23 protein-coding genes are annotated in these 24,125 nt (G+C 65.7%); 7 read left to right on the forward strand and 16 right to left on the reverse strand.

Annotated elements, in window-relative coordinates:
- Positions 1 to 22 precede the first annotated feature (22 nt).
- From K414_RS0107220 to K414_RS0107275, 12 genes are all read right to left on the reverse strand, one after another.
- A complete protein-coding gene (locus K414_RS0107220) occupies positions 23 to 1,339 on the reverse strand; it encodes an FAD-dependent oxidoreductase (RefSeq protein ID WP_027495347.1) in 1,317 nt (438 codons plus the stop codon).
- The gene (locus K414_RS0107225; RefSeq protein ID WP_027495348.1) at positions 1,336 to 2,391 is read right to left on the reverse strand and encodes an ArsO family NAD(P)H-dependent flavin-containing monooxygenase; all 1,056 of its coding nucleotides are present in this window, start codon (positions 2,389 to 2,391) and stop codon (positions 1,336 to 1,338) included. Before K414_RS0107225 ends, K414_RS0107220 begins: the two co-directional genes overlap by 4 nt.
- A 5-nt stretch (positions 2,392 to 2,396) precedes the next feature.
- Positions 2,397 to 2,813 (reverse strand): low molecular weight phosphatase family protein, encoded by a 417-nt coding sequence (locus K414_RS0107230; RefSeq protein ID WP_027495349.1) that lies wholly within the window; start codon positions 2,811 to 2,813, stop codon positions 2,397 to 2,399.
- On the reverse strand, positions 2,810 to 3,232 hold the full coding sequence (locus tag K414_RS0107235) for an arsenate reductase ArsC (protein WP_027495350.1): 423 nt from the start codon (positions 3,230 to 3,232) through the stop codon (positions 2,810 to 2,812). The genes K414_RS0107230 and K414_RS0107235 overlap by 4 nt, the downstream gene beginning before the upstream one ends.
- The gene (gene arsB, locus K414_RS0107240) at positions 3,232 to 4,320 is read right to left on the reverse strand and encodes an ACR3 family arsenite efflux transporter (RefSeq protein WP_027495351.1); all 1,089 of its coding nucleotides are present in this window, start codon (positions 4,318 to 4,320) and stop codon (positions 3,232 to 3,234) included. The genes K414_RS0107235 and arsB overlap by 1 nt, the downstream gene beginning before the upstream one ends.
- Positions 4,317 to 4,682 (reverse strand): metalloregulator ArsR/SmtB family transcription factor, encoded by a 366-nt coding sequence (locus tag K414_RS0107245; protein ID WP_027495352.1) that lies wholly within the window; start codon positions 4,680 to 4,682, stop codon positions 4,317 to 4,319. Before K414_RS0107245 ends, arsB begins: the two co-directional genes overlap by 4 nt.
- A gap of 31 nt (positions 4,683 to 4,713) precedes the next feature.
- The gene (locus K414_RS0107250) at positions 4,714 to 5,967 is read right to left on the reverse strand and encodes an APC family permease (protein ID WP_027495353.1); all 1,254 of its coding nucleotides are present in this window, start codon (positions 5,965 to 5,967) and stop codon (positions 4,714 to 4,716) included.
- A 79-nt stretch (positions 5,968 to 6,046) separates the two neighbouring features.
- Positions 6,047 to 7,423 carry a Na+/H+ antiporter NhaA gene (nhaA, locus tag K414_RS0107255; protein WP_051364981.1) on the reverse strand — a complete coding sequence of 459 codons (1,377 nt, stop codon included), beginning with the start codon at positions 7,421 to 7,423 and terminating at the stop codon, positions 6,047 to 6,049.
- A gap of 74 nt (positions 7,424 to 7,497) precedes the next feature.
- The gene (locus K414_RS0107260; protein ID WP_268987964.1) at positions 7,498 to 7,872 is read right to left on the reverse strand and encodes a DUF3054 domain-containing protein; all 375 of its coding nucleotides are present in this window, start codon (positions 7,870 to 7,872) and stop codon (positions 7,498 to 7,500) included.
- A 260-nt stretch (positions 7,873 to 8,132) separates the two neighbouring features.
- On the reverse strand, positions 8,133 to 8,684 hold the full coding sequence (locus K414_RS0107265; protein ID WP_027495356.1) for a YceI family protein: 552 nt from the start codon (positions 8,682 to 8,684) through the stop codon (positions 8,133 to 8,135).
- Between the two features lie 112 nt (positions 8,685 to 8,796).
- Complete coding sequence (locus K414_RS0107270) at positions 8,797 to 9,930, reverse strand: YbhN family protein (RefSeq protein WP_027495357.1); 1,134 nt, start codon at positions 9,928 to 9,930, stop codon at positions 8,797 to 8,799.
- Positions 9,931 to 9,939: 9 nt separating this feature from the next.
- The gene (locus K414_RS0107275) at positions 9,940 to 11,415 is read right to left on the reverse strand and encodes an adenylate/guanylate cyclase domain-containing protein (protein ID WP_027495358.1); all 1,476 of its coding nucleotides are present in this window, start codon (positions 11,413 to 11,415) and stop codon (positions 9,940 to 9,942) included.
- A 142-nt stretch (positions 11,416 to 11,557) separates the two neighbouring features.
- Here K414_RS0107275 and K414_RS26235 point away from each other — a divergent pair, with 142 nt between their 5' ends.
- Genes K414_RS26235 through K414_RS0107295 form a run of 4 tightly spaced genes read left to right on the forward strand, consistent with a single transcriptional unit; the run spans position 11,558 to position 14,810 of the window.
- Complete coding sequence (locus K414_RS26235; RefSeq protein ID WP_032367436.1) at positions 11,558 to 12,736, forward strand: AI-2E family transporter; 1,179 nt, start codon at positions 11,558 to 11,560, stop codon at positions 12,734 to 12,736.
- Positions 12,723 to 13,892 (forward strand): DUF5931 domain-containing protein, encoded by a 1,170-nt coding sequence (locus K414_RS0107285; protein WP_037218982.1) that lies wholly within the window; start codon positions 12,723 to 12,725, stop codon positions 13,890 to 13,892. Before K414_RS26235 ends, K414_RS0107285 begins: the two co-directional genes overlap by 14 nt.
- A 35-nt stretch (positions 13,893 to 13,927) precedes the next feature.
- Positions 13,928 to 14,554 (forward strand): response regulator transcription factor, encoded by a 627-nt coding sequence (locus K414_RS0107290; protein ID WP_027495360.1) that lies wholly within the window; start codon positions 13,928 to 13,930, stop codon positions 14,552 to 14,554.
- A 37-nt stretch (positions 14,555 to 14,591) separates the two neighbouring features.
- Entirely contained in the window at positions 14,592 to 14,810 is a 219-nt protein-coding gene (locus K414_RS0107295) for a hypothetical protein (RefSeq protein ID WP_027495361.1), read from the forward strand.
- A gap of 3 nt (positions 14,811 to 14,813) precedes the next feature.
- On the opposite strand, the gene K414_RS0107300 is transcribed toward K414_RS0107295, so the two are convergent.
- Positions 14,814 to 15,203, reverse strand: coding sequence for a hypothetical protein (locus K414_RS0107300; RefSeq protein WP_027495362.1), 390 nt, complete (start codon positions 15,201 to 15,203; stop codon positions 14,814 to 14,816).
- A 110-nt stretch (positions 15,204 to 15,313) separates the two neighbouring features.
- On the opposite strand from K414_RS0107300, the gene K414_RS0107305 reads away from it, so the two are divergent.
- From K414_RS0107305 to K414_RS26240, 3 genes are all read left to right on the forward strand, one after another.
- Entirely contained in the window at positions 15,314 to 16,426 is a 1,113-nt protein-coding gene (locus K414_RS0107305; protein ID WP_027495363.1) for a glycosyltransferase, read from the forward strand.
- 21 nt (positions 16,427 to 16,447) lie between these two features.
- The gene (locus K414_RS0107310) at positions 16,448 to 17,098 is read left to right on the forward strand and encodes a DUF1707 domain-containing protein (RefSeq protein ID WP_027495364.1); all 651 of its coding nucleotides are present in this window, start codon (positions 16,448 to 16,450) and stop codon (positions 17,096 to 17,098) included.
- Between the two features lie 75 nt (positions 17,099 to 17,173).
- Positions 17,174 to 19,087 (forward strand): DUF2339 domain-containing protein, encoded by a 1,914-nt coding sequence (locus K414_RS26240; RefSeq protein ID WP_027495365.1) that lies wholly within the window; start codon positions 17,174 to 17,176, stop codon positions 19,085 to 19,087.
- Between the two features lie 101 nt (positions 19,088 to 19,188).
- Here K414_RS26240 and K414_RS0107320 read toward each other — a convergent pair whose 3' ends face one another.
- The 3 genes from K414_RS0107320 to trmB are packed head-to-tail and all read right to left on the reverse strand — an operon-like array spanning position 19,189 to position 24,008.
- The gene (locus K414_RS0107320; protein ID WP_027495366.1) at positions 19,189 to 22,548 is read right to left on the reverse strand and encodes an MMPL family transporter; all 3,360 of its coding nucleotides are present in this window, start codon (positions 22,546 to 22,548) and stop codon (positions 19,189 to 19,191) included.
- Positions 22,549 to 23,235: an NYN domain-containing protein gene (locus K414_RS0107325; RefSeq protein WP_228139387.1), complete on the reverse strand. Its 687-nt coding sequence runs from the start codon at positions 23,233 to 23,235 to the stop codon at positions 22,549 to 22,551.
- A gap of 14 nt (positions 23,236 to 23,249) precedes the next feature.
- Positions 23,250 to 24,008 carry a tRNA (guanosine(46)-N7)-methyltransferase TrmB gene (gene trmB, locus K414_RS0107330; RefSeq protein WP_027495368.1) on the reverse strand — a complete coding sequence of 253 codons (759 nt, stop codon included), beginning with the start codon at positions 24,006 to 24,008 and terminating at the stop codon, positions 23,250 to 23,252.
- Between the last annotated feature and the right edge of the window lie 117 nt (positions 24,009 to 24,125).

The raw sequence follows: 24,125 nt of genomic DNA on the forward strand, positions 1-24,125 counted from the left end.
TCCGGAACGAAATAGTGGACACTCAGATCAGTTGTGCCTCAGCTTCTGGGGAGACACCGCAGCATCCACCGGTCGTCGGGGCGTCGGGCTCGTCGAACAGGCCGGCCCCACCGCAGACGCCCGTGTCGGGCAACGTCAGCTCCACTTTTCGCGCGCCCTCGTGATCGCCTGCCAGTTCGGCGGCGATGCCGCGCACCTGCTCGTATCCGGTCATCGCCAGAAACGTCGGCGCACGTCCGTAGCTCTTCATGCCGACCAGGTACAGGCCGGGCTCGGGCTGAGTGAGCTCCTCGACTCCGTGTGGTGACACCGAGCCGCAGGAGTGGATGTTCGGATCCACCAGTTCGGCGACGAACTTCGGTGCCTGCAGAGTGGGATCGAGATCGAGGCGCACTTCGGACAACCACGAAAGATCCGGACGGAACCCGGTCAGTGCGACGACGCGGTCGACGTTCTCGATACGGGTGCCGCCGTCGCCCACGAGGACGAGCCGATCACCCTGCACAGCAACGGCTTCGGTGCGAAATCCGGAGACCACGGTGAGGTAACCGTCGTCGACGGCCTTCTTCGCGCGCTGGCCGAGTGCGCCTCGCGCCGCGAGTTCGTCGGCCGCACCGCCGCCGAAGACCTCCGCGGTGACGCCTCGACGCACGGCCCAGGTGAGCGTCGTGCCGGGCTCGTCGGCGGCGAGCTCTGCGAAGGTGATGATGGCGGTCAGCGCGGAGTGGCCGCTACCGGCGATGATGGTGTGCTTGCCCGCGAACTGGGAGCGAATCGCCGGATCGGTCAAATCGGGGACTCGGTAGTCGATGCGGTCGGCGGCAGCCTTCTCGCCGATGGCCGGAAGTCCTTCGCTCCCCAGTGGATTCGGCGATCCCCAGGTGCCCGACGCGTCGACCACGGCGCGAGCGAGGATGCGTTCCTCGCTGCCGTCGGAGTGGCGAACATGCACCGACAGTGGTTCGGTGTCGCGTCCGGCGTCGACGACGCGGTCGCGTCCCCGGCGGGCGACGCCGACCACTTCGGAGTCGACTCGGACGGTATCGCCGAGCACAGCAGCGAGGGGCGCGAGATAGTGCTCCACCCATTCGCGTCCGGTGGCGTAGGTGTCGCCGTCCGGTGGAGTCCAACCGGTGGGTTCGAGCATTCGGGCGGCAGCCGGGTCGACGACCTCGGACCACGGAGAGAACAGCCGCACGTGATTCCATTCGGACACCGCCGATCCGGCCGACGGTCCACGTTCGAGAACGATGACGGCAGAACCGGTTTCGGCCAGGTGCGCCGCGGCAGCGAGACCGATGGGGCCTGCGCCGACCACCACTACGGGGTATTCGTTCATGTCGGATCTACCTTTCCTCGTCGAACGAGAGTGTCCACTGCTGCGCGTGCCGTCCGGCCGACGCCGATGAGCGTCGCCGAGGCGGGGCCGGTCCAGTCGCCGTAGCCCAGGAACACCAGCGTCGCTTCGCCGCGGACGTGATTGCCGTCCAGCACGATTCGTGATCCTTCGGTGTGCAAATGCAGCGGCTGCAGATGCCGCAGTGCGGGTCGGAATCCGGTGCACCAGAGGATTACATCCAGCTTTTCCGTCGTATGTCCGTCGGTGACGCCGTCGGTGGTGATCGCGGTGAACATCGGCCGGGCGTGCAGCACTCCGCGATCCCTGGCCTCCCGCACCGGCGGGACCATGACGATGTCGCCCAGACCGGCGACCCCGCCGGTATCGGGACCGCCTGCCGCCAGAGTGCGGGACCGATCGCTGGCGACATCGAACAGCACCCGACCGTCGACGTCGTCGGGCAGAAACCTCGGCTCGCGGTTGGTGAACCACAGGGTCTGCGCGACCGTGGATATCTCGGCGAGTATCTGAGCAGCCGAGTTTCCGCCGCCGACGATTCCTACTCGCTTGCCCACGAACTGACCCGGCGTTCGGTAGTCAGCGGCATGCAGCTGGGTTCCACCGAACTCGCGCATACCCGGGTAGCTCGGCCAGAACGGCCGAGACCACGTTCCCGTCGCATTGATGATTGCTGCGGCACCGTACGACTCGCCGTCGGTGTGGACTCGATAGCCCTCGGTCGTACGATGCACGGACTTCACGTCGACGGGCCTGTGCACCGGCAAGTCGTACTTCTTCTCGTACGCCCGCAGGTAGTCCACCACATGCGATGCCGGCGGAAAACCACTGTGCCACGCCGGCATCGGCCAACCGGGTAGTCGCGAGTACTCGGCCGGCGAGAACAGATGCAGTGACGGCCAGTAGTCCTGCCAGGACCCGCCGGCGTGCGTCTGGTTGTCGAGGATGACGAAGTCCAGACCGGCTCGTCGCAGGTAGTAGCCGGCGGACAGTCCTGCTTGACCGCCGCCGATCACTACCACCTCGGTGTTCATTCGGATCAGGTTTCCGCGCTGCGCAATCGGGAGACCAGTTCTCCGACGCGGCCCGCGATGTCGTCACGCACCAGACGCATCCGCTCGGTGCCGTCGATGCCGCGTTCGGACGGTTCGTCGGTGTCCCAGTTCTCGAATCCGGGGCCGTCGACCACGTCTACCTTCGCCTCACCGCCGAGGGTGACGACGTAGTCCATCCGGGCGAGCAGAGCGGGGTCGATCGGTTTCGGTACTTCACCCGACAGATCGACGCCGACTTCGAGGAGCGCCTCGGCCGAGAGTGCATTGACTGCGGTACCGGGTTCGGTTCCGGCAGAGTGCACTTCGACCGAATCGCCGACGGCCTTGCGCATCAGGCCGGCCGCCATCTGTGATTTGCCGCCGTTCTTGACGCAGACGAACAGCACGCTGGGTGTCGTCATGATGCCGAACTCTGCTTCGCTGGAACCAGTTCGGCGATCAGGTCTTCGATTCGACGCTTGATCTCGTCGCGAATCGGGCGGACTGCCTCGACGCCTTTTCCTGCCGGATCGGCCAGTGCCCAGTCGCGGTAGCTCACGCCAGGGAACACCGGGCACGCGTCGCCACAGCCCATGGTGATGACGACGTCGGACGTCTCGACGGCCTCGGTGGTCAGGATCTTCGGCGACTGCGCCGAGATGTCGATACCGACCTCGGCCATGGCCTCGACCGCTGCCGAGTTGATGGTGTCCGCGGGAGCGCTACCGGCAGAACGTACCTCGACGGTATCGCCGGCGAGATGAGTCAGAAATCCGGCGGCCATCTGAGAGCGGCCGGCGTTGTGGACGCAGACGAACAGCACGCTGGGTGTCTCGGACATCAGGAATCCTTCGATGACGTGGTCGTGGAAAGGCTGGGGGAGAACCGCTTCCGCAAGGCGAGGGAGACATAGACGAGGCCGACCAGGACCGGCACCTCGATGAGCGGACCGACGACCCCGGCGAGTGCCTGCCCGGACGTTGCGCCGTAGGTGGCGATGGCGACCGCGATGGCGAGCTCGAAGTTGTTGCCCGCAGCGGTGAATGCGAGGGTGGTAGTGCGTTCGTAGCCCAGGCCCATGGCGGCACCGAGTGCGTAACCGCCGCCCCACATCACCGCGAAGTAAACCAGCAGAGGCAGCGCGATGCGCACCACGTCCCAGGGCTGTGAGGTGATCCGATCACCCTGCAGCGCAAAGAGAACGACGATGGTGAACAACAGCCCGTAGAGAGCCCACGGGGCGATCCTGGGGATGAACTTCTCCTCGTACCACGCATGACCCTTGGCGCGTTCACCGAAGAAGCGCGATGCAAATCCGGCTATCAGCGGGATTCCGAGGAAGATCAGCACCGATTTCGCGATCTGCCACGGCGATGCTTCGATCGTGGTCTGCTCCAGGCCGAGCCAGCCGGGCAGTACCGAGAGGTAGAACCATCCGAGGACGGCGAACATGAAGACCTGGAACACCGAGTTGATCGCCACCAGCACGGCCGCGGCCTCACGGTCTCCGCAGGCGAGGTCGTTCCAGATGATGACCATCGCGATGCATCGAGCGAGGCCGACGATGATCAGTCCGGTGCGGTACTCGGGCAGGTCCGGAAGGAAAAGCCATGCGAGAGCGAACATCAGCGCCGGTCCGAGGACCCAGTTGAGAACGAGCGATCCGATCAGCAGTCGCCTGTCGCCGGTGACGGTGTCGAGGCGGTCGTAGCGGACCTTGGCCAGTACCGGATACATCATGACGAGCAGGCCGACGGCGATCGGCAGCGACACCCCGTCGACGGAGATGGACGACAACGCGTCGTTCAGCCCGGGGACCATGAGCCCCAGGATCAGGCCGACGACCATGGCGACACCGATCCACACCGGGAGGAACCGATCGAGCGTGGAGAGTTTGCCGACGACGGCGGTGTCCGTGGTGGTGCTCATACCGTGACCACCGTGGGGTCCGCGGCGGTGAGTACCGACGACAGTTGTTGCAAGGCAGCTGGAACGACCCAGTAGTAGACCCAGGTTCCGCGTCGCTCACAGTCGAGCAGCCCGGCTTCGCGGAGCACCTTGAGGTGGTGGGAGATCGTCGGTTGCGACAGGTCGAAAGCGGGGGAGATGTCACACACGCACGCTTCGCCGCCGGCATGACTGGCGACGAGGCTGAGCAACCGCAGGCGCACAGGATCGCCCAACGCCTTGAACATGCGGGCCAGATCCCCGGCCCAGTCCACGGTCAGCGGTTCGTGGACGAGCGGCGAACAGCATGCGCCGGCCGAGGAGGTCAGGTCCTGATTCGACATTGGTCTATATTGACCCTTGTCGAATCAGCCGTCAAGTGAACAGTCGCTGAACCCGGACCAGACGGTAGAGGACGCCGAGCAGTACGACAACGGTGCCGATCGCGATCGACGACAAGGGCAGCGTGGCAATGAGAACCAGGCACCCGAGCGCTCCGAGCGCCTGCAGGGGGCGCGGATAGCGTCGGTGTTCGGTGCCCTGGGTGTACGCGCTGACGTTGGCGACGAGGTAGTACAGCAGCACCCCGAAGGACGAGAAGCCGATGGCGTCACGAAGATCCACGACGAGAATTGCGGCACAGACGATCGCCGCCAGAGTGATCTCGGCCCGGTGCGGCACCGAGTAGCGAGGGTGGACCGCAGTCAGATACGACGGCAGATCGTGGTGGCGGGCCATCGCCAACGACGTGCGTCCGATACCGGCGATCAAGGCCAGTAACGCTCCGAGCGCGGCCAGTCCGGCACCGATGCGCATGACGGGTGATGCCCACGAATGTCCGGACGACACAACGAGATCGACCAGCGGAGCCGACGACGAGGCCAGCAGGTCCGGGCCCAATACCGTCAACAATGTCACGGCAACCGCTGCATAGATCAGCAACGCGATGCCGAGTGCAGAGACGATGGCCCGTGGAATGGTGCGCTCGGGCCGCACCACTTCCTCGCCGAGGGTGGCGATGCGCGCGTACCCGGCGAAGGCGAAGAACAGCAATCCCGCGGACTGCAGAATTCCGTACCAGCCGTCCCCGGTGAGGGATCCCGAAGCGCCGATGCCGTTGCCCGGCGAGCCGGCGAAGCCCAGAACCACCCCGACGACGAGGATGGCGAGCACCGCGGTGACGAGGATCTTCGTCAGGAGCGCCGTGCGAGTGATGCCGAAGTAGTTCACCACCGTCAACGCGACAATGGCAAGAATCGCAACGACATTCGTATAGCCGGAAGGGGCGACGTAGGCCGCGAACACCATCGCCATGGCCGCCGAGCTTGCGGTCTTGCCGATGACGAAGGTCCAGCCGGCGAGGAAGCCGGGCCACTCACCGAGTTGTTCACGACCGTAGATGTACGTCCCGCCCGACGTCGGATACTGGGCGGCGAGTTGCGCGGACGACGTCGCGTTGCAGAACGCGACGACAGCCGCGATGGCGAGGCCGATCAGCAAGCCGGCACCCGCTGCGGCCGACGCGGGAGCGAACGACGCGAACACTCCCGCCCCGACCATCGAGCCGACACCGATGACGACTGCATCGACAAGGCCCAGTCGACGGGCCAGCGGCTGTGGGTCGGTCATGCCTGGACCCGGATGTCGATCACGGCGACAACTGTAGAGGCCCTACACCAGTGGCAACAGACCAGATGTCGGCCGCGGTCTACTTCTTCTGCTGATACACGTCCGGAATTCCGTCGTGGTCGTCGTCGCGGGTCTCTTCGATGTAGAAGTCGCGGTACGCCTTGTTGCGGGTACGCAGAATGATCGACGCGATGGTTGCGGCGATGATCGAACCGGTCAGCACACCGACCTTCACGTGATCGTCGCGCTCTGTTCCTTCACCGAATGCCAGATCGCCGATCAGCAGCGACACCGTGAAACCGATACCGGCGAGCATCGCGACGCCGAAGACGTCGAGCCATTTCAAGCCGGCGTCCAACGTCGCCCGGGTGAAGCGCGAGACCAGGTAGGTGGTGCCGAAGATGCCGATGGCCTTGCCGATGACGAGGCCGGCAATGATGCCGATGGCAATCGGGTCGGTCAGGGCGCTGGCCAGGCCGGAGAAGCCGCCGACAGTCACACCGGCTGCGCAGAAGGCGAACAGCGGAACCGCGATACCCGCGGAGATCGGCCGGATCTTGTGCTCGAAATGCTCGGCGAGACCGGGGCCCGCATCGGGGCCGCCGTTCGCCTTGCTCCGGATCACCGGGACGGCGAAGCCGAGCAGAACGCCTGCGACGGTGGCGTGGACACCCGACTCGTGCATGAGCACCCACGTCACCACGGCCAGCGGGATGAGCACCCACCACGAGCGGACGCGCATCTGCACGGCGACCGCGAACAGCGCGAGCGGGATCAGCGTCAGGCCGAGCGCAATGAAGTTGATGTCGTCGGTGTAGAAGATCGCGATGACGCTGACGGCCAAGAGGTCGTCGACCACGGCCAGAGTCAGCAGGAAGGTTCGCAGCGCTGTCGGCAGATGCGTGCTGATCACAGCGAGAACGGCCACGGCGAACGCGATATCGGTCGCGGTGGGAATGGCCCAGCCGAGCAGAGCGCCATCCCCGGTGCCGAGGTTGAACAGCACGAAAATGACTGCGGGAACGACCATTCCGCCGACAGCAGCGGCCACCGGCAGTGCGGCGCGTGCCGGATCGCGCAGATCACCGGCAACGAACTCGCGTTTCAGTTCGAGTCCGACGACGAAGAAGAAGATGGCCAACAGCCCGTCGGCGGCCCACGTCGACAGAGTCAGATCGAGATGCAGAGCCGACGGCCCGACGCGAGTGCTCATCAATGAGTCGTAGGCGGCGGACCACGGTGAGTTGGCCCACACGAGCGCGACCACGGTGGCAACGAGAAGCAATGCGCCGCCGACGGTCTCTTTGCGCAAGACCTGTGCGATGCGGTCGGCCTCGGACCAGGAACCGCGAGAGAACAGCGGCAATCTCTCTTTGGGAATCGGTGAATCAGACACGGGAACAACGCCTTTCGGTAGCAACGTCGTGCTGAGCGCGTCCGCCGAGTCGACGGACATGTGCGCAGCACAGAACTATTGCCGACCAGACTTCCCGGCGCACCGTGAATGATCCTATCGCGAAAAGGTCCCTGTCACCGAACCGAGGGAATGAATCTGGCGATCGCGCGCCAGCCGAGCAGCAGAACCGCGGTGGAAATCGTCGCAACGATGATGAACGCGGTAGCGGTTCCCTGACCTGTCGCCGTGCGCAGGATCATGCCTCCGACGACCGTGGTGACCCACACCAGAATGCCCGTCGGAACAACGAGGAACGCGTCGAACTTGTTGCGGTACAGAGCGAACGTAGCGATCCAGCCGACAGCGGCACCGACGACGAACGGCCACGCGGTGTGGAAGAGGCCGGACAGCGCGGTGGCTTCGTCGTGACTACGACGGCCGATCGCGGCAAACAGCACGATCATGACGAGATCGAGGACGGCAGCGACGGCCAGGGAACGAAACTTCACGGGCCCACTGTAGGACACCGACGCGAACGGCCCGCGCCTACGAGTGCAGGTGCGGGCCGTTCGATGCCACTGGATCTCGCCCCCCAGGTCCGGATCAATGTGGGTTTCAGTCGGTTGGACTGCAACAAAGGCGCATTGATCCGGAAGGGGAGGGGTGAATCCGGAAGGGGAGGGGTGAATCCGGAAGGGGAGGGGTGAATCCGGAAGGGGAGGGGTGAATCCGGAAGGGGAGGGGTGAATCCGGAAGGCGGGGGTGAAACTTACGCCTGGAGGCCGGCCTCGATGTCGAGGTTCAGGGCGATCTTGTCGCCGACGACTGCGCCGCCGCCTTCGAGGGGCATGTCGATGCTGATGCCGAAGTCCTTGCGGTTGATGGTGGTGCTGGCTTCGAAGCCTGCGACCGGTCCGTTGCCCATGCCGGCGTTGACGCCGTTGAACTCGAGCTTGAGGTCGATGGACTTGGTGACGCCGTGGAGGGTGAAGTCTCCGGTGACGACGAAGTCTCCGCCGTCGGCCTTGACCGAGGTGGACTTGAACGTCGCGGTCGGGAACTTCTCGACCTCGAAGAAGTCGGCGGTCTTGAGGTGGCCGTCGCGCTGCTCGTTGTCGGTGGTGATCGAGGTGACGTCGATCTCGGCGTCGACGGACGGGGTGCCGTCGGCGGCGACGGTGACGGTGCCGCTGAAGTTCTGGAAGCGGCCGCGGACCTTGCTGACCACCAGGTGGCGGACGGTGAATCCGACGGTGGAGTGGGTGGGATCGATGGCCCAGGTGCCTGCGGTGAGCTCGGGAAGCGCGATGGCGGTGGTCATGAGGACTCCTTGTTGGGTTGAAGTTTCAAACTCATAGTACACAAGCGGACCGGGGTCCGTATATATTCCGGGTGAACGAACAGTGACGGATGCCATACCGAACGGCACGGGGCTACGCGGTCTCCGGATCGCCTTTGGAGTCGCGATCGTGCTCGGTGGCTCGGCCGAGATCGGAGGTCTCCTGCCGCTCGAGGGCGATGTCGAATTCGAGATCGGCGTGCTGGTGCTTACGGAACAGGACGAGGAACACGATCCACCCGACGATGGCGACCAAGATGAAGCTGACCCCGCGATAGACCAGGGCCGACGCCACTGCCTGAGATGCGGTGATGGACGCGGCGCTGGTCAGGAACGCGATAAGGGTGGCGTCGACGACCACGAGGCCACCGGGTGCGAGCGGAACGGATCCGACGGCCTTACCCGCCGCGAATGCGATGAACAGCCCGGACAGTCGTGGATCTGCGCCGACGGCGAAGCACGCGAACGCCAGGCACGCGACGTCCGCGAGCCGGTGCACGGCCGACCAGGACAGTGTGAGCGCGCCGTCCCGCTTGCCGAGCTGTACGGATTGGATCTGGCCGATGACCTTGTCGATGGCCTCGGCTCCGGCGTCGAGATCGTGGTTGCGGAACGCGTTGTACTTGCGCAGACCCCAGCGGGCGAACTGTTTGATGGACTCCGGGTGGTTCGAGATGTATCGGACAGCGGCCACGATCGCGATGACGCCGATGATCGGGAGCACCACGGTGAAGGTATTGAACGAACTACCGACAACCAGTCCGCCGGCAACGCCGAGCACCGCCAACCCGGCCGCGGCGATGACGCCGGAGATGGCGAGCTGCCACGAGGCGACAACCGGACTCGCACCCCAGCGTCGGGTCTCGCGGTAGGTGAAGGCCGTCGAGAACACCTGGCCGGCGGGCAGAGTGAGCGACATTGCGGTGCTGCCGTAGATGACGGCCACGGACTTGCGTTGACGCACCTGCACGCCGCCCGCGTCGAGCAGCTGCTTCTGGACTCGGCCGAACGCGCTGAGCGACACGGCTTGGGCAACTACGCACGCAGCCAGCCAGCCCCAATGGATTTCTCGTACTGCTGTCCAGGATTCGTGCAGCCGTGGCCACAGGTAGATCGCCTCGCCCACCAGCAGAGCGACCAGGGCAATTGCGGCGATCCACTTGACCCATCTCAGCCGGTTTCGCGGGCGCCGCGCTGCGGGTCCGCTGGTCGAGCTGGGGTCGGGCATCCTGTCAGACTAACCGTCACTCGAGGGGGAGTCGGGATACTCCACCGGCCAGGCCAGGTGGGTTGCCCGTCGTCGGCCACGCAGTTGCACCTGGTCGCCCAACTCCCACTGTTCCTGCTCCTCGTCGTCGGCGAAGTACAGGGCCGAGGTGGATGCCAGAACGCGTCCGGGCCGCAGTTTCGCCAGTTCGGTGAGCCGCGACGCCTCGTTGACCGGGTCTCCGATGACCGTGTACTCGAAGCGCTCGGACGCGCCGATGTTGCCGGCGACGGCCAGTCCCGCCGACACCCCGATGCCGATGTCGAGTCCGGTGATCTCGTCCAGAGCGAAACGCAGTTCACGCGCCGCGGCCAGGGCCGCGGTGGGAGCGTCGGGACGGTCGAGTGGTGCCCCGAAGATCGCCAGCGCCGCGTCGCCCATGAATTTGTTGACGAAGCCGTGGTGGCGTCCCACGACATCGACGACCACCCGGAAGAACTCGTTGAGCAACACCACGACCTCACTCGGCGGGCGTTCCGACGCGGTGGCGGTGGATCCGACCATGTCGACGAACAGCACGGCGACGAATCGTGTCTCGCCGCCCAGTTCGGTACCGAACTGCAGTGCTCGACGCGCCACGTCCTCGCCGACGTGCTGGCCGAACAGCTGACGCAGGACGCGTCGCTCGGCGGATTCCTCCATCATGCGGTTGAAGCCGACCTGGAGGCGACCGATCTCGCTGCCGTCGAACACGTCGACCTCGACGTCGGTCTCGCCGCGCTGCACGCGTTCGATGGCGTTGTGCAGTTGGCTGATCGGGTCGGAGATCTGGCTCGCCGTGAGCATCGACAGGACGAAGGCCTGCACGATGGCCAGCACGCTGAGCAGGATGATGGCCACGGCCAGTGCGTTCGGCGAGAACACCAGGTCGGTCGTCAGCTGGGTGGCACACAGCAAGATGATGCCGATGACGGGCATCAACGTGCCCAGTCCCCACGTCATGGCCATGCGGGTACCGACGCCGGGCGTCATCGTGCGGTCGAAGCGGCCTTCGCTCAGTGCCAGTGCTGCGACCGGGCGCAGGATGCGTTCGCCGAGCATGTAGGTGAAACCGAAGGTGACGGTGGCGGCCATGCCGACGGTGACGATGACGGCGATGGACAGCGACGGCATCTCCGCGATGGTCAGCAGCACGAAGATGATGCCGCCGATGATCCACAGAATCAGGTGCACGATGGCCTGACGCAGCGGCGCGTGCAGCGTCGTCATCTGTTCCTTGCGGGTGGGCGGGCCGCCGCGGAGCTGCCACCTGATGACCGAGCGCAGCAGTGTGTACGCGTAGATCAGGCTGACCACCAGGGCAACACCCAGATACGCACCGAAGATGTACACGTTGCGGACGCGGTCGGCGACGATCGATTGCGACTCCGGAATGGGCAGACCGTAGCGAACGAAGGCGAAGACCAGAACTGCGCCGAAGACGTTGGCGATGAGCATCGAGAGCATATAGAGCGGCCAGCGACTCTTCAGGGTGAGCGAGACCGCTCGGAAAGATGCCAGCACAGGTTAAATTTAGCGGGTGAGCACCGACGAGTTGCGGGCGCAAGGTACGGGGGCGTCCCCGCGCCTCACTTCGGCCGCAGATTCGGTGCATCCGCTGGTACGGGTTGGGGCGGAATGGACGTGGCGACTGCTTGTCTTGTTTGCCGGATTCATCACTTTTGCCTATGTGATCGCCAAATTGAGCACGGTGGTCATCCCGCTGGGTCTGGCGCTGCTGGCGGCCGCTCTGCTGGTGCCGATCGTCGATTGGATGCAGCGTCGAGGAGTGCCGCGTGTCGCTGCGGTGATCATCGTGATCATCGCCAGCATCGGCGTCGTCGCCGGAATCATGACGTTCATCGTCGAGCAGTTCATCGAGGGGCTGCCGCAGGTGGGCGATCAGTTCACCCAATCGATCAACAGCGTCGAGGAGTGGCTCAGCAACGGGCCGCTGCACATCAGCGAAGACCAGATTCGGCAAGCGACCGACAATCTGGTCAAAGTCATCCAGGACAACCAGGAGGCCGTCACCAGTGGGGCGTTGACCACGGCGACGGTGATCGGCGAAATTCTGACCGGGGCGCTGCTGACGCTGTTCACGCTGATCTTCTTCCTGTATGGCGGTGATCAGATCTGGCAGTTCGTCACCCGGCTGGCACCGACGAAGGCGCGCAAGAAGATTCGCACAGCCGGCATCCAAGGTTTCGGGTCGCTCGTGGGATACGTTCGCGCGACGGTGGCCGTAGCCGCAGCCGACGCGGTGGGCATCGGAGCCGGGCTCGCCATTCTCGGTGTACCGCTGGCACTTCCGTTGGCCTCGCTGGTGTTCATCGGCGCATTCATACCGATCATCGGTGCCGTGCTGACCGGATTCGTCGCAGTGTTCATCGCGCTGGTGACGAAGGGGCTCATCACCGCCGTCATCACCCTGGGCATCGTGATAGCGGTCATGCAGCTCGAAGGCCATGTGCTGCAGCCACTTCTGCTCGGCCGCGCCGTTCGGCTGCACCCACTGGCCGTCGTACTGTCCATCACCGTCGGCATTCTGCTCGCGGGCATCGTCGGCGGCCTGCTGGCGGTCCCGATCGTCGCGGTGCTCAACACCGCCGTCCGGTCGCTGCTCGCCGACGACCCCGACGAGGTGTACGAGGAACTCGATGTCAGCGACACGCTGTACTCGGCCGAACCCAGCGACCCGGACACTCCTCCCGGTTCGTCCGAGCCCGATCGACTTGCCAAGGGGGAGCTGAACACTGCAGACCCGAAGACCGATGCGGACGACTGACCGAGTGCGGCCGACGCTGAATTCGGCCGATCCCGACAGCCCGCTGTGGCGGGCCTCGCAGGCCTTCCGTCTGGTCACTCTCGTGTACGCCATCAGTTATCAGGCCGCGACCGTCGACAAATACACCAACCCGCGGCTGAGTTGGGCGTTGGTCGCCCTGATGGCCGTATGGTCCGGGGCTTCGGCACTCCTGCTCTCGCGGGCCACCCTGCCGCGCTGGCAGGTGGTGCTCGCAGATCAGATCATCGTGATCGCCCTGATGGCGTCGACGCGGTTGGTGGCCGACTACGACTGGTACAGCACCCGCCAGACCCTGCCCACCACCCTGTGGGCCACCAACGCCGTCATCTCCGCCGCAATTCTGTTGGGGCCCAAGGGTGGTATCGCCTCGGGCGTGGTGATGTCGTTGGTCAGTGCCCTGGTACGGGACCGGTTCGACACCGACCTGTGGTCCGACGCCACCGCCCCGGTGCTGCTGTCGGCCGGGCTCGCGTTGGGATTGGCGTCGAACACAGCCCGGCGCGCCCACGAGGAATTGCGCAGTGCGGCACGGTTGGCGGCGATCACCGAGGAGCGTGAGCGACTGGCCCGACAGGTGCACGACGGGGTTCTGCAGGTGCTGGCCCTCGTCCGCCGTCGAGGTCTCGAAATAGGCGGGCCGGCAGCCGAACTCGCGGAGCTCGCCGGTGAGCAGGAAGTCGCTCTGCGCGTGCTGATCTCCGAACAGTCGGCTCCGCGCGACGATCACACCGGATCGATCGTCGACGTGCGCGCTCTGCTGCGTACTCAGGCCGGCACGTCGATCTCGGTGTCGACTCCCGCCGACCCGGTGCTCGTCGAATCCGACGTTGCCGAGGAACTCGCTGCCGTCGTGACCACTGCGCTGTCCAACGTCGAGCTTCACGCAGGTGCCGATGCGAAGGCCTACGTACTGCTCGAAGACGTCGACGGAGAGCTGATCCTGAGCATTCGTGACGACGGCCGCGGAATACCCGCCGGACGGCTCGCCGCCGCCGAGGCCGAGGGCCGGATGGGCGTCTCGAAGTCCATCCTCGGCCGGGTCGAATCTCTCGGCGGTACTGCGATACTCGACACCGGAGAGGGCGAGGGCACCGAATGGGAAATTCGGGTTCCGCGAACGAGAGGAGCGAGATGACCGGCGACGAGAATCCGAACGCCGAGATCGCGGTGATGGTCGTCGACGATCACCCCATGTGGCGTGACGGCGTCGCCCGGGATCTCGAGGCCGCCGGATTTCGGGTGGTTGCCACCGCGGACGGAGTAGCCGCGGCCGGACGCCGCGCCCGAGCGACCACTCCCGACGTCGTCCTCATGGACATGCATCTGCCCGACGGGAACGGTGCCGATGCCACCGTCGCAGTGCTGGACGCGTCCCCGAAATCCACGATTCTGGTGCTTTCGGCGTCGGCGGAACGCAGCGACGTGCTCGACGCGATCAAGGCTGGTGCGACGGGTTACCTGGTCAAGAGCGCATCGGCGGAGGAGCTGTTCGACGCCGTCCGCGCCACCGCAGCCGGACAAGCGGTGTTCACCCCGGGTCTGGCCGGTTTGGTTCTCGGCGAATTCCGGCGGATGTCGTCGTCACCGGAGCCGGAGTCCGATACCCGCCCCACGTTGACCGAGCGCGAGACCGAGGTGCTCAGACTGGTCGCAAAAGGGCTCAGCGCCAAGCAGATTGCGACCCGTTTAACGCTCAGCCACCGGACGGTCGAGAACCACGTGCAGGCGACACTGCGAAAACTGCAGCTGGCCAACCGCGTCGAATTGACCCGGTACGCCATCGAAAAGGGTCTGTAGGGGTTTGCGACCCGGCCCGACGGGCACTCTTGACCCCATGACCGACAACGAAGCAGTGGACACGACAGTCGATCCGACCGAGCACACGAAGGGCGTCGACGCCGACCAGGATCAGACCGGTGACGAGCGCGCCGAGGCCATCGACGAATTCGACGGCCATCTGGACGGGTCGGGCGAGGAGTCCGAGCTTCCGACGCCCGAGCCGACCGAAGTGGCCGACAAGAGCGACGAGAAGACCGTCACCCGGTCCGAGTAGCCCCTACTGGGCACACAGCCTGCCGAGCGCGAACTTGGCGATCGGCAGGTAGGGCAGCACCAGCGGCAGCGGGCCGTCGATGGTGATCCACGCCCTGGTTCCACTGGGTCGTGAGACGACTCCGTGTGTCAGATCCACGCCGATGGCCCTGTTCTGGAACCACGCCGACCACGCCCACGTCCACGAGTGTTCGTCCACCGAGTGCACCTCGAAGTCGATCGGCACCCCCAACGGCCCCAGCACTCGGCCGGAGGTATCGGAGTCGAGGCGTTCACCGCGGTATTCGACGCCCATGATCTGCGGAGCCCAGGTCTTCCAGACCGTCGGGTCCATGTAACGCTCCCAGACCTCGGGTGCCGGGGCGTCGCCGGTGGATTGCAGTGTCACTCGCATAGCTCTCACCTACCCGCTGGTAGCCGTCTCCACACGGATATTCGCCGAACGTTCGGTCACCATCCACCACCGTGGCATCGGGTGGACGTCCGGCTGGAGAGACTGAGCAGGTGCGCATCGTTCAACTGGCGAACTTCTACGGGCCGCGGTCCGGCGGTTTGCGGACGGCCGTCGATCAGCTGGGATCGGGCTACGTGGCCGCTGGTCACGACGTCACGTTGATCGTGCCGGGTGCCCGGTGGAGTGAGACGACGCTGCAGTCGGGGGTGACGCGCGTCGAGGTGCCGGCGCCGAAAGTTCCGTTCACCGGCGGCTACCGTGTGGCCGATCCGCGACGAGTGGCCTCGATCGCGTCGGGTCTACGTCCGGACGTGATCGAAGTGTCGGACCGGCTGACCCTGCGCGGAATGGGCAGGTGGGCGTCGCGGCGCGACATCCGCAGCGTCATGATCTCCCACGAGCGCCTCGACCGGCTGCTGGCTCAGACGATGCCGATGCGATACGCCCGGCCCCTCGCCGACGCGGCCAACCGACGCACTGCCGAGTCGTACGACGCCGTCGTCTGCACCACCGAGTTCGCACAGCAGGAATTCGATCGAATCGGAACACCCAACGTCCATCGAGTCCCGCTCGGCGTCGATCTCGAGCTGTTCCATCCCCGACGACGCCGAGCCGGCGCGCGCTCGGCATGGCTGGGTAGCGCCGACCGGCTGCTGGTCCACTGCGGCCGACTGTCGGTGGAAAAGCATGTCGAGACCAGCATCGATTCGCTTGCCGCGCTCTGCGATTCGGGTATGCGGGCTCGCTTGGTCATCGCCGGCGACGGCCCCCGACGAGCGGGCCTCGAACGACGCGCCCGCGGGCTGCCTGTCGACTTCCTCGGCTTCGTCGACGGCAGGTCGGCCGTCGCCGAGCTGCTCGCCTCGGCAGACATCGCTCTCGCGCCGGGGCCGCACGAGACATTCGGCCTCGCGGCATTGGAATCGCTCGCCGCGGGCACGCCCGTCGTCGTCTCCGAAACCTCGGCACTGGCCCAGATCGTCACCCCGCAATGCGGTGGATCCTCGATCAACACCGCCGACGGCTTCGCAGCGGAAATCCAACGGCTGCTTCGACTTCCGGCCGACGGACGCCGGATCGCGGCGAGAGTACGCGCCGAAGAGTTCGGCTGGCCCGCATCGGTACACGGAATGTTGTCGGTTCTCCGCGGGCACGCCGCCTGAGAACTTCGCTACCCTGGGCCCATGGAGGCAAGGGATCTGCGAGTGTCCGATGCCGAACGCGAGCACGTCGGGCAGCTGCTGCAACGGGCAGTCGGTCAAGGCATGTTGTCGCTCGGTGAGTTCACCGAAAGAATGGACACCGCTCTGGCGTCGAAGACCCGGGGCGAGCTGAACTCGGTACTCGCCGATCTACCGGGCATGCAGATCGCCGGCGAGCACCTCCCGTCGCCGAAACCCTTCTCCGATCCCACCCCACAACCGACGCCGCGACGCGTCGTGCAGGAGCACTGGGGACACGGCGGCGGTACCCCGGACACGGTGCGCGGCAGCATGTCCACCATCACCCGCAAAGGCCCGTGGAACGTACCGCGCCGATTGAACGTGGTGACGCGGCTGTCGTCGGTGACACTCGACTTCACGCAGGCCGTCATGGTCAGCCAGGTCGTCGACATCCACGTCGACGACTACTGCAGCTCGGTCACTTTGATTCTCCCGACCGAAGCCACCGCCGACGTCAACGGTGCCGAGGCCGTCGCAGGTACCGTCACCAACAAGGTGCGCACCGGCCCGCCGTACGGACCGCTGCACGTGGTGCTCACCGGGAAGGTCCGCTTCGGTTCCCTCACCGTCAAGCACCCCTTCGGCAGCTCGTTCCGTAAAATTTTCGGATAGTCGGGCTGGACTACTCGAGGGATCCGAGTAGCACTACTCAGGCTATCGAGCCGCGCGGCCCGCAGGATCTATCCCATGACTTCTTCCCAGAACTCCGGGCTGGACCCGCAACTCGTCGCGCGCCTGTCCAGCCGCTTCGATTCCCTGGGCGACCACATGCGTCAGGTGGCCGTCGACCTGCATACATTGCAGTCGCAGCTCGGTACCGCACCCACTTCCGTGCCCGTTTCGGCTCCCGCCAGGCCACAGCCGGTGCCGCGGTCGTATGCGCCGACCGTCCCTCCGCAGACGTTCTCGCCGCCCCAGGTGCCTGCACCGCAGCAGCCCTATGCCGCGCGCGGTCCGGTGTCGGCACCTCCGGTCACGCCGCCTCCTGCGGTCGGCCAGTCCGTGGCAGCCCCGCCGTTGCGAGGGCCGGTGGTTGCGCCGCGGCCACCCGCTCCGCCCCGTGAGCCGTGGTGGCAACGAGACGGAGTCATCAGTCGCCTGCTCGCTGTCGCGGGCGCAGGTGTCACGCTCGTCGGCGTCGTGATGCTGCTGGTTCTGGCCGCACAGGCCGGCTGGTTCGGGCCGCCTCTGCGCGTCGCCGCAGGCGGGGTGTTCTCCCTCGCGCTGATCGGTGCCGGTGTGCGAGTGTTCGGTCGCTCCGGAGGACGCGTCGGCGGAATTGCTCTGGCCGCTACGGGTATTGCGGGTCTGTACCTCGACGTTCTGGCGACGTCCGTCCTGTACGGCTGGCTCGATCCGGTGATCGGGTTGATTGCTGCATTCGGAATCGCCGCTGCGGGAACAGCTCTCGCAGTGCAGTGGAAGTCGCAGCCGATGGCGGTGTTGATTCTCGCCGGAGTCGCGGCGTGTGGCCCCATCCTGACCGACGGTCCGACCCTGGCCCTGATCGCGTTCTTCGTCGCCACCTACATTGCGAGCTTCCCGGCTCAGATCGGCCGTGATTGGCCGCTGCTGCAGATCGTCCGAACCCTTCCCCTCGTCGGCACGGTTCTGATAGCGCTGGTCGGCACCGACCTGTCCGAACCGACCGATTATCGACTGCTTCTCGTCGTCGTCCTGGTGGCCGCATCCGGAATGGGTATGTCTCTGGAACTGCTGCGCCGCAACGTCTCCGACGTGGTGGCCACCGTCATGACCGCTCTGGCTGCGCTACCAGTTCTGATCTCGGCGAGCGTGTTCGATCGGTGGACCACCGTGACCGTGCAGTTGGTTCTGGTGGCCGCGGCACTGGCGATCGTGCTGCTGGTGCACTGGCTGCCGGCGCATGCCCGTATCACGGTTTCGATCATCGGGGCCGTGGCCATGCTGCAGGCCGCAGTCGGATCGACGACGGTCGACGTGCGTCCGGTCGTGCTGTTCGCGGTTGCCCTGGCGCTGTTCGCCGCGGCCCACCGCACCCGCTCGTCGTTGGCGTACCTGATCGGAAGCGCGTTCGGTGTGATCGGTGCGTTGACCTTCGTCTCGATCTCCCCGCCGGAGGCTCTCCTGGACTCCGATCACGCTGCCGGGAATGCGGGCATCATCATCGGCGGAATACTGCTCGCTGCAACAGCATTCGGGTTCGCCTACGTACTGACCGAACTGAAACTCGTCGACGACGGAATGCAGACCCTCGCCATCGTCTCCGGAGTGCTCGCCCTGTACGGCCTGACCTCGGCCACCGTGAGCCTGGGAACCTCGATCGGCGGCAACACCACCGGATTCACCGCCGGGCACACTGCCGCCACGATCGAGTGGATGATCGCAGCATTCGCCCTGCTGGCCTTCGGGTTACGGAGTGTCGCCCACGCTCACCTGGCTCTGCTGGCCGGACTGTCCCTGACCGCCGCCTCCATCGCCAAACTGTTCCTGTTCGACCTCGTCGCCCTGGACGGCCTGTTCCGCGTCATCGCCTTCATCGCAGTCGGCTTGTTGCTGCTGATCGCGGGGACCCGATACGCCAAGGTATTCGCGGACCGAGAGGGAGCGGTCACCTCCTGACCCCCATTGCGTGAATGGACCACTGCACACGTCTCGACGGTGTGCAGTGGTCCATTCACGCGTTGCGGGGGAGGGGTGGCTCCCGGCTGTGACGACTCGCGTCAGCGTGAGCGGTTGCGCTCCCGAGCCAACAGTTCGCTGACACTGAGCACCTGGCCGTTGTCGCCGCCGCGGTGGCGGCCACTGTCGCCGCCCTCGGTGGACGGAGCGGCACGACGACCGGACGGCTTCTCCTCGCGGTCCGATTCCGAACTGGCCCCGACACCGTTGCCGTTGCTTTCGGTGCCATGTCGTTCCGAGGTGCGGTGGTCGGAACCACTTTTGTTGGAACCACTGCTGTTGAAACCACTGCTGTCCGAACCGTTGCGGTCGATGCCGTTTCCGTTCGAGCCGCGGCGTTCGGACCCGTTGTCGGCGTTGCCGTTTCGCCCGGAACCGTTGCGTCCGGCAGCTGTGCCGCCGTGGGTGCCGGTGCTCGAGCCGTTGATGCCGTGCTTGTCGGCCCCGTTCGTGGCAGCGCCGTTGGTAGCAGCCCCGTTGGTGGTCGAGCCGTTGGACGACGACCCGTTGGCACCGGTGCTGTGACCGTTCGAGCCGTGACCATTCGAGGCGTGGCTGTCAGAGCCGTGGGAGCCGTTGGTGGGCGACTCGCTTCGCGGAGTGCTCGGCCGTGGTGCCTGCGATGCGCTCGGGGCTCGCAGATCGGCCAGCCAACTTTCGATGGATCGCGAATCCGGCTCCTCGGCCCGTCCCGCTCGCGTGCTGCGGGTGCGGCTCGGCGGTTGAGGCGACTGTGCTGGTGCCGGTGCGGGTGCGGCACTCGGGGGAGCGGGTCGAACGACGTCCGCTGCCTGAGTCGGTTCGGGTTCGACGTGCGGACGCGGCGGAACCTGCTGAGCCCGAGCCGGCCCGGATACAGGTGGGCGCGGTTCGGCAGGACGCGGCGGAGTGGGACGCGCCGCGGGTGCCTGCGGCGAGTAAGCCTGCGACGAGCGAGCCTGGGGCGAGTAGGCCTGCGACGAGTACGGCTGCACCGAATCGGACTGGGGCTCAGCCTGCTTCGGGGGAGTGGTCGGTGCCGCGCGGGTCGGCTCGGGTGGCGTCGCCGGCCGGCCGGTCACGCTTCGACGCGACTCTTCCTTCGCGGCGTGCGTGGCACGGATCGGTCCGCCTCCGTGCGGTGCCACCACCGGGATGGGTTCGGTGAGCGGCTCACCGCGGCGCGGTGTCGGACGCATCGGGGGTGCGACGGTCGACGAGGGCGCGCCGCCCGCGAGGGCGAGTTCGGGCACGTCTCCGGTGGGCAGCAGCTCGTCTTCGAGGATGGTCTCGCCGAGGCCGAGCTTGCGCTGAATGCGCTTCATCCACTGCGGAGCCCACCAGCAGTCGTCGCCGAGCAGCTTCATCGTGGCGGGCACGAGGAACATGCGAATCAGCGTCGCGTCGATGATGAGAGCGGCGATCATGCCGTAGGCGATGTACTTCATCATCACCAGATCGGAGAACGCGAACGCGCCGGTGACGACGATGAGGATCAGTGCCGCCGCGGTGATGATGCGTCCGGTATGCGAGGTTCCGATGCGGATGGCTTCGCTTGTGCTGGCACCCTTTTCGCGTGCCTCGACCATTCTGGAGAGTAGGAACACCTCGTAGTCCGTGGACAGGCCGAACACAATCGAGATGATCAGCACCAGCACCGGAGCCATGATCGGCCCCGGGGTGAAGTTCATCAGCCCCGCCCCGTGACCTTCGATGAAGATCCACGTCAGGATGCCCATGGTGGCACCGAGGCCGAGAACGGTCATGAGCACCGCCTTGATCGGCAGCACCAGCGATCCGAACGTCAGGAACATCAGCATCGTCACGATGAACACCACCAGCACGGCCATCAGTGGCAGCTTGTCGATGAGTGCGCTGATCGAGTCCTGCTCGATTGCCGGGGTACCTCCGATCATGACCGTCGCGCCGTCGGGCACGTCGATGCTGCGGAGGAAGTCGATGGCCGGTTTCGAGTCGTTGCGATCGGTCAACCCGGCCTTGAAGACGATGACGCCGTCCTTGCTGGCACCGACGGGGGTGAACTTCTCGATCAATCCGGGAGCGTTGTTCGCCTGCGTGGTGATCGCGCCGAGCGTCGGACCCTGCGCGCCCTCGATGACCATCTTGATGGGTTCGGTGCGCTGGCCGGGGAACAGGCTGTCGAACTCTCCCTGCGCGACGCGGGTGACGTTGTCCGGCGGTAGGTACGTCTCGTTGATGCCACCGAATTTGATGTTGCCGACGGGCAGCGTCAGAAGGACCAATCCGAGCACGATGGGCACGGTGACCTTGACGGGGTTGCGCATCACCCAGCGGGTGAGCTTGCCCCACATGCCGTTCTCGATCTCTTCGCTCGACTTGGTCTTGCGCATGAACTTCAGACCGAGGGCGTCGACGCGTGGGCCGAGGATGGCCAGCATCGCGGGAAGGATCGTGATGGCCGTCAGCGCTGCGAGCGCGACGGTGGCGATGGATCCGTATGCGACCGATTTCAGGAAGCCCTGCGGAAACAGCAGCAGGCCACCGAGGGAAGCGACGATCATCGTCGCGGAGAACACCACGGTGCGACCCGCCGTCATGACGGTACGGCGCACGGCCTGTGGCGTCGTATGTCCGTCACCGAGTTCCTCGCGGAATCTCGAGACGATGAAGAGTCCGTAGTCGATGGCCAACCCGAGTCCGACGAGCGAGACCACCGGCGCGACGAACGAGTTGACCTCGGTGAAGTTGGTGAACACCTTGACGATGCCGTTGGCTCCGACGACCGTCAGACCGCCGATGATCAGCGGGAGCGCCGCAGCGACGACGCCGCCGAAGATGAAGAACAGCAGGACTGCGACGGCGGGAATCGCCAACAGTTCCATGCGGTGGATGTCGCCTGCCATCGTCGACTGCAGTGCGCCGGCCACGGCCTGAAGACCGGTCACCTGCACGTCGACGCCGTCGATGTAGAAGGCGTCCTTGACGGCCTGGAAGTTGTTGGTCAGTTCGGTGTCGTCGGCACCCTTCATCGCGATGCTGGCGATGGCATGTTGCTTGTCGTTGGTACCGAGAGCCGCGAGGTTGGGTGCGCCGGGCACCTTGAAGTAGGTGCCGTTGACCTTCTCGATCTGGTCGGGATGGTCGACGGGGAGCGATTCGAGGCTCGAGACGACCTTCGACTGGAATTCCGGATCGTCGATCGACGACCCCTCGGGCGCGGTGTAGAGGACGATGACGTCACCCTGCTTGTCGCGTCCGAACGTCGTGTCCGCCAGACGGGCAGCCTGGGCCGATTCCGAAGTCGGATCGTCCCAACCGCTCTGACTGAGATGGCTGTTGAGATCGAGACCGTAGGCAGCGAAGCCCAACAGCCCGGCCACCATGACACCGATAACGGTGTACCGCAGGCGGTAGACGATGTCTCCCCATCTGGCGAACACTTAAGAAACTCCTTGGCGCCCGACGAGCAGGGCGGACAGCGGTCGGAAGGGCTGCAGCCACGCGCCCTCGTCGGGGAGCGAATCGAGACTCACCCGAGGCAGTGGCTCACGGAAGACGCCGGGAATGTCCTCGAGGTCGAGGAATTCCAGGATGTCCGACGTGACAGCCCAGCTTGCGTGCTCCCGGAATCCCAGTACCTGAACGGGTACTCCGGTTGCTGCGATGGCCTCCAACGGCCCCTTGAACGCCTGACCGTCGGCGGACGCGACCATGACACCGGCGAGGCCGCCGTCACGGTTGCGGAAGTCGATGTGGTCGAGCATGTCGGCGTCGACATCACTGTCTTCGTCGACCTTGGGCTTGGCGAACACCGCGAAGCCCACGTTACGCAATGCTTCGACCCAGGGGCGGACGACGTCGGCGCTGCCGGGTGCAATGTTGGTGAACACCGTTGCCTCGGGCTCGAGCGTCGCGGTGCCCGAGGTGGACAGTTCGGCGGTGCGGCTGAGCAGCCATCGGCCCAGCGCATCGAATCGTGGGCGGTAGGCAGCGGTGGGCCGGCCACCCAGGATCGCGCCGAGACCCATGTCCAGGTTGGGTGCATCCCACACGAGCAGGACTCGCTTGCTGTGGCGGGACTCACCGATCGCCCCGAGCTCGGCGGGATCGATCACGGTGTCGGGCATGTCCGTACTGACGCTCATGCTGTCTTCTTTCCCCAGATCAATTCCGTCACCGAGCTGCCCACCTGCTGGGCCTTGCCCTCGAACTTGGTCACCGGCCGCTCGTGCGTCATGGGCGACTCCCAATCGAGAACGGTCAGGCCGGGCTCGGCGTTCCCGGCCTCGGCAATCCACTCAGCGTATTCGGCGTGATCGGTGGCCACGTGCAGAACGCCGCCCGGCTTCAGGCGATCCGCGATCATCGCGAACGTTGGGCCCTGCAGGAGACGACGCTTGTGGTGGCGCACCTTGGGCCACGGGTCAGGGAAGAAGACGCGAACGCCGGTCAACGACTCCGAGGTCAGCATGTTCTCGAGGACGTCCATCGCGTCGCCGCGGAACAACCTGACGTTCTCGATGTTCTCGCGCTCGATCTGCTGCAGAGTCTGCGCGAGCCCGGGTCGGTAGACCTCGACGGCCATGAGGTTGACGTGCGGCTCGGCCATCGCCATTGCCGTGGTGGCCGTGCCCGTGCCCGACCCGATCTCGAGAATCGCCGGACCGCTGCGCCCGAACCAGGCGTCGATGTCGATCTGCTCGTCGGCGACATCGCGGCCGATGCGTGGCCACAGGTTGTCCCAGGTGCTCTGCTGAGCGTCGGTCAGCGCTCCGCGGCGGGAGCGGAAACTGGTCACTCTGGGGTACAGCCGCGAGCCCCGTTCCTGGGTCTGCACCGAGTTGTCTCCGGTGTCGGCAGAGGTGTCCTGTGGCTCGTTCACCGGTCCATTGTCGCGCATCGGCGGAGTGTGTGACAGGTGGGTCTCGAGTTGAAGTTGAGACTTGCTGTTCCATCGCTGATCAGCGGTAGGGCCACGTCCTATAACTACAACGGTGTAATTCTCGACGGCCCGTCC

The organism is Rhodococcus sp. JG-3, assembly GCF_000482405.1.
Classification (GTDB): domain Bacteria; phylum Actinomycetota; class Actinomycetes; order Mycobacteriales; family Mycobacteriaceae; genus Rhodococcoides; species Rhodococcoides fascians.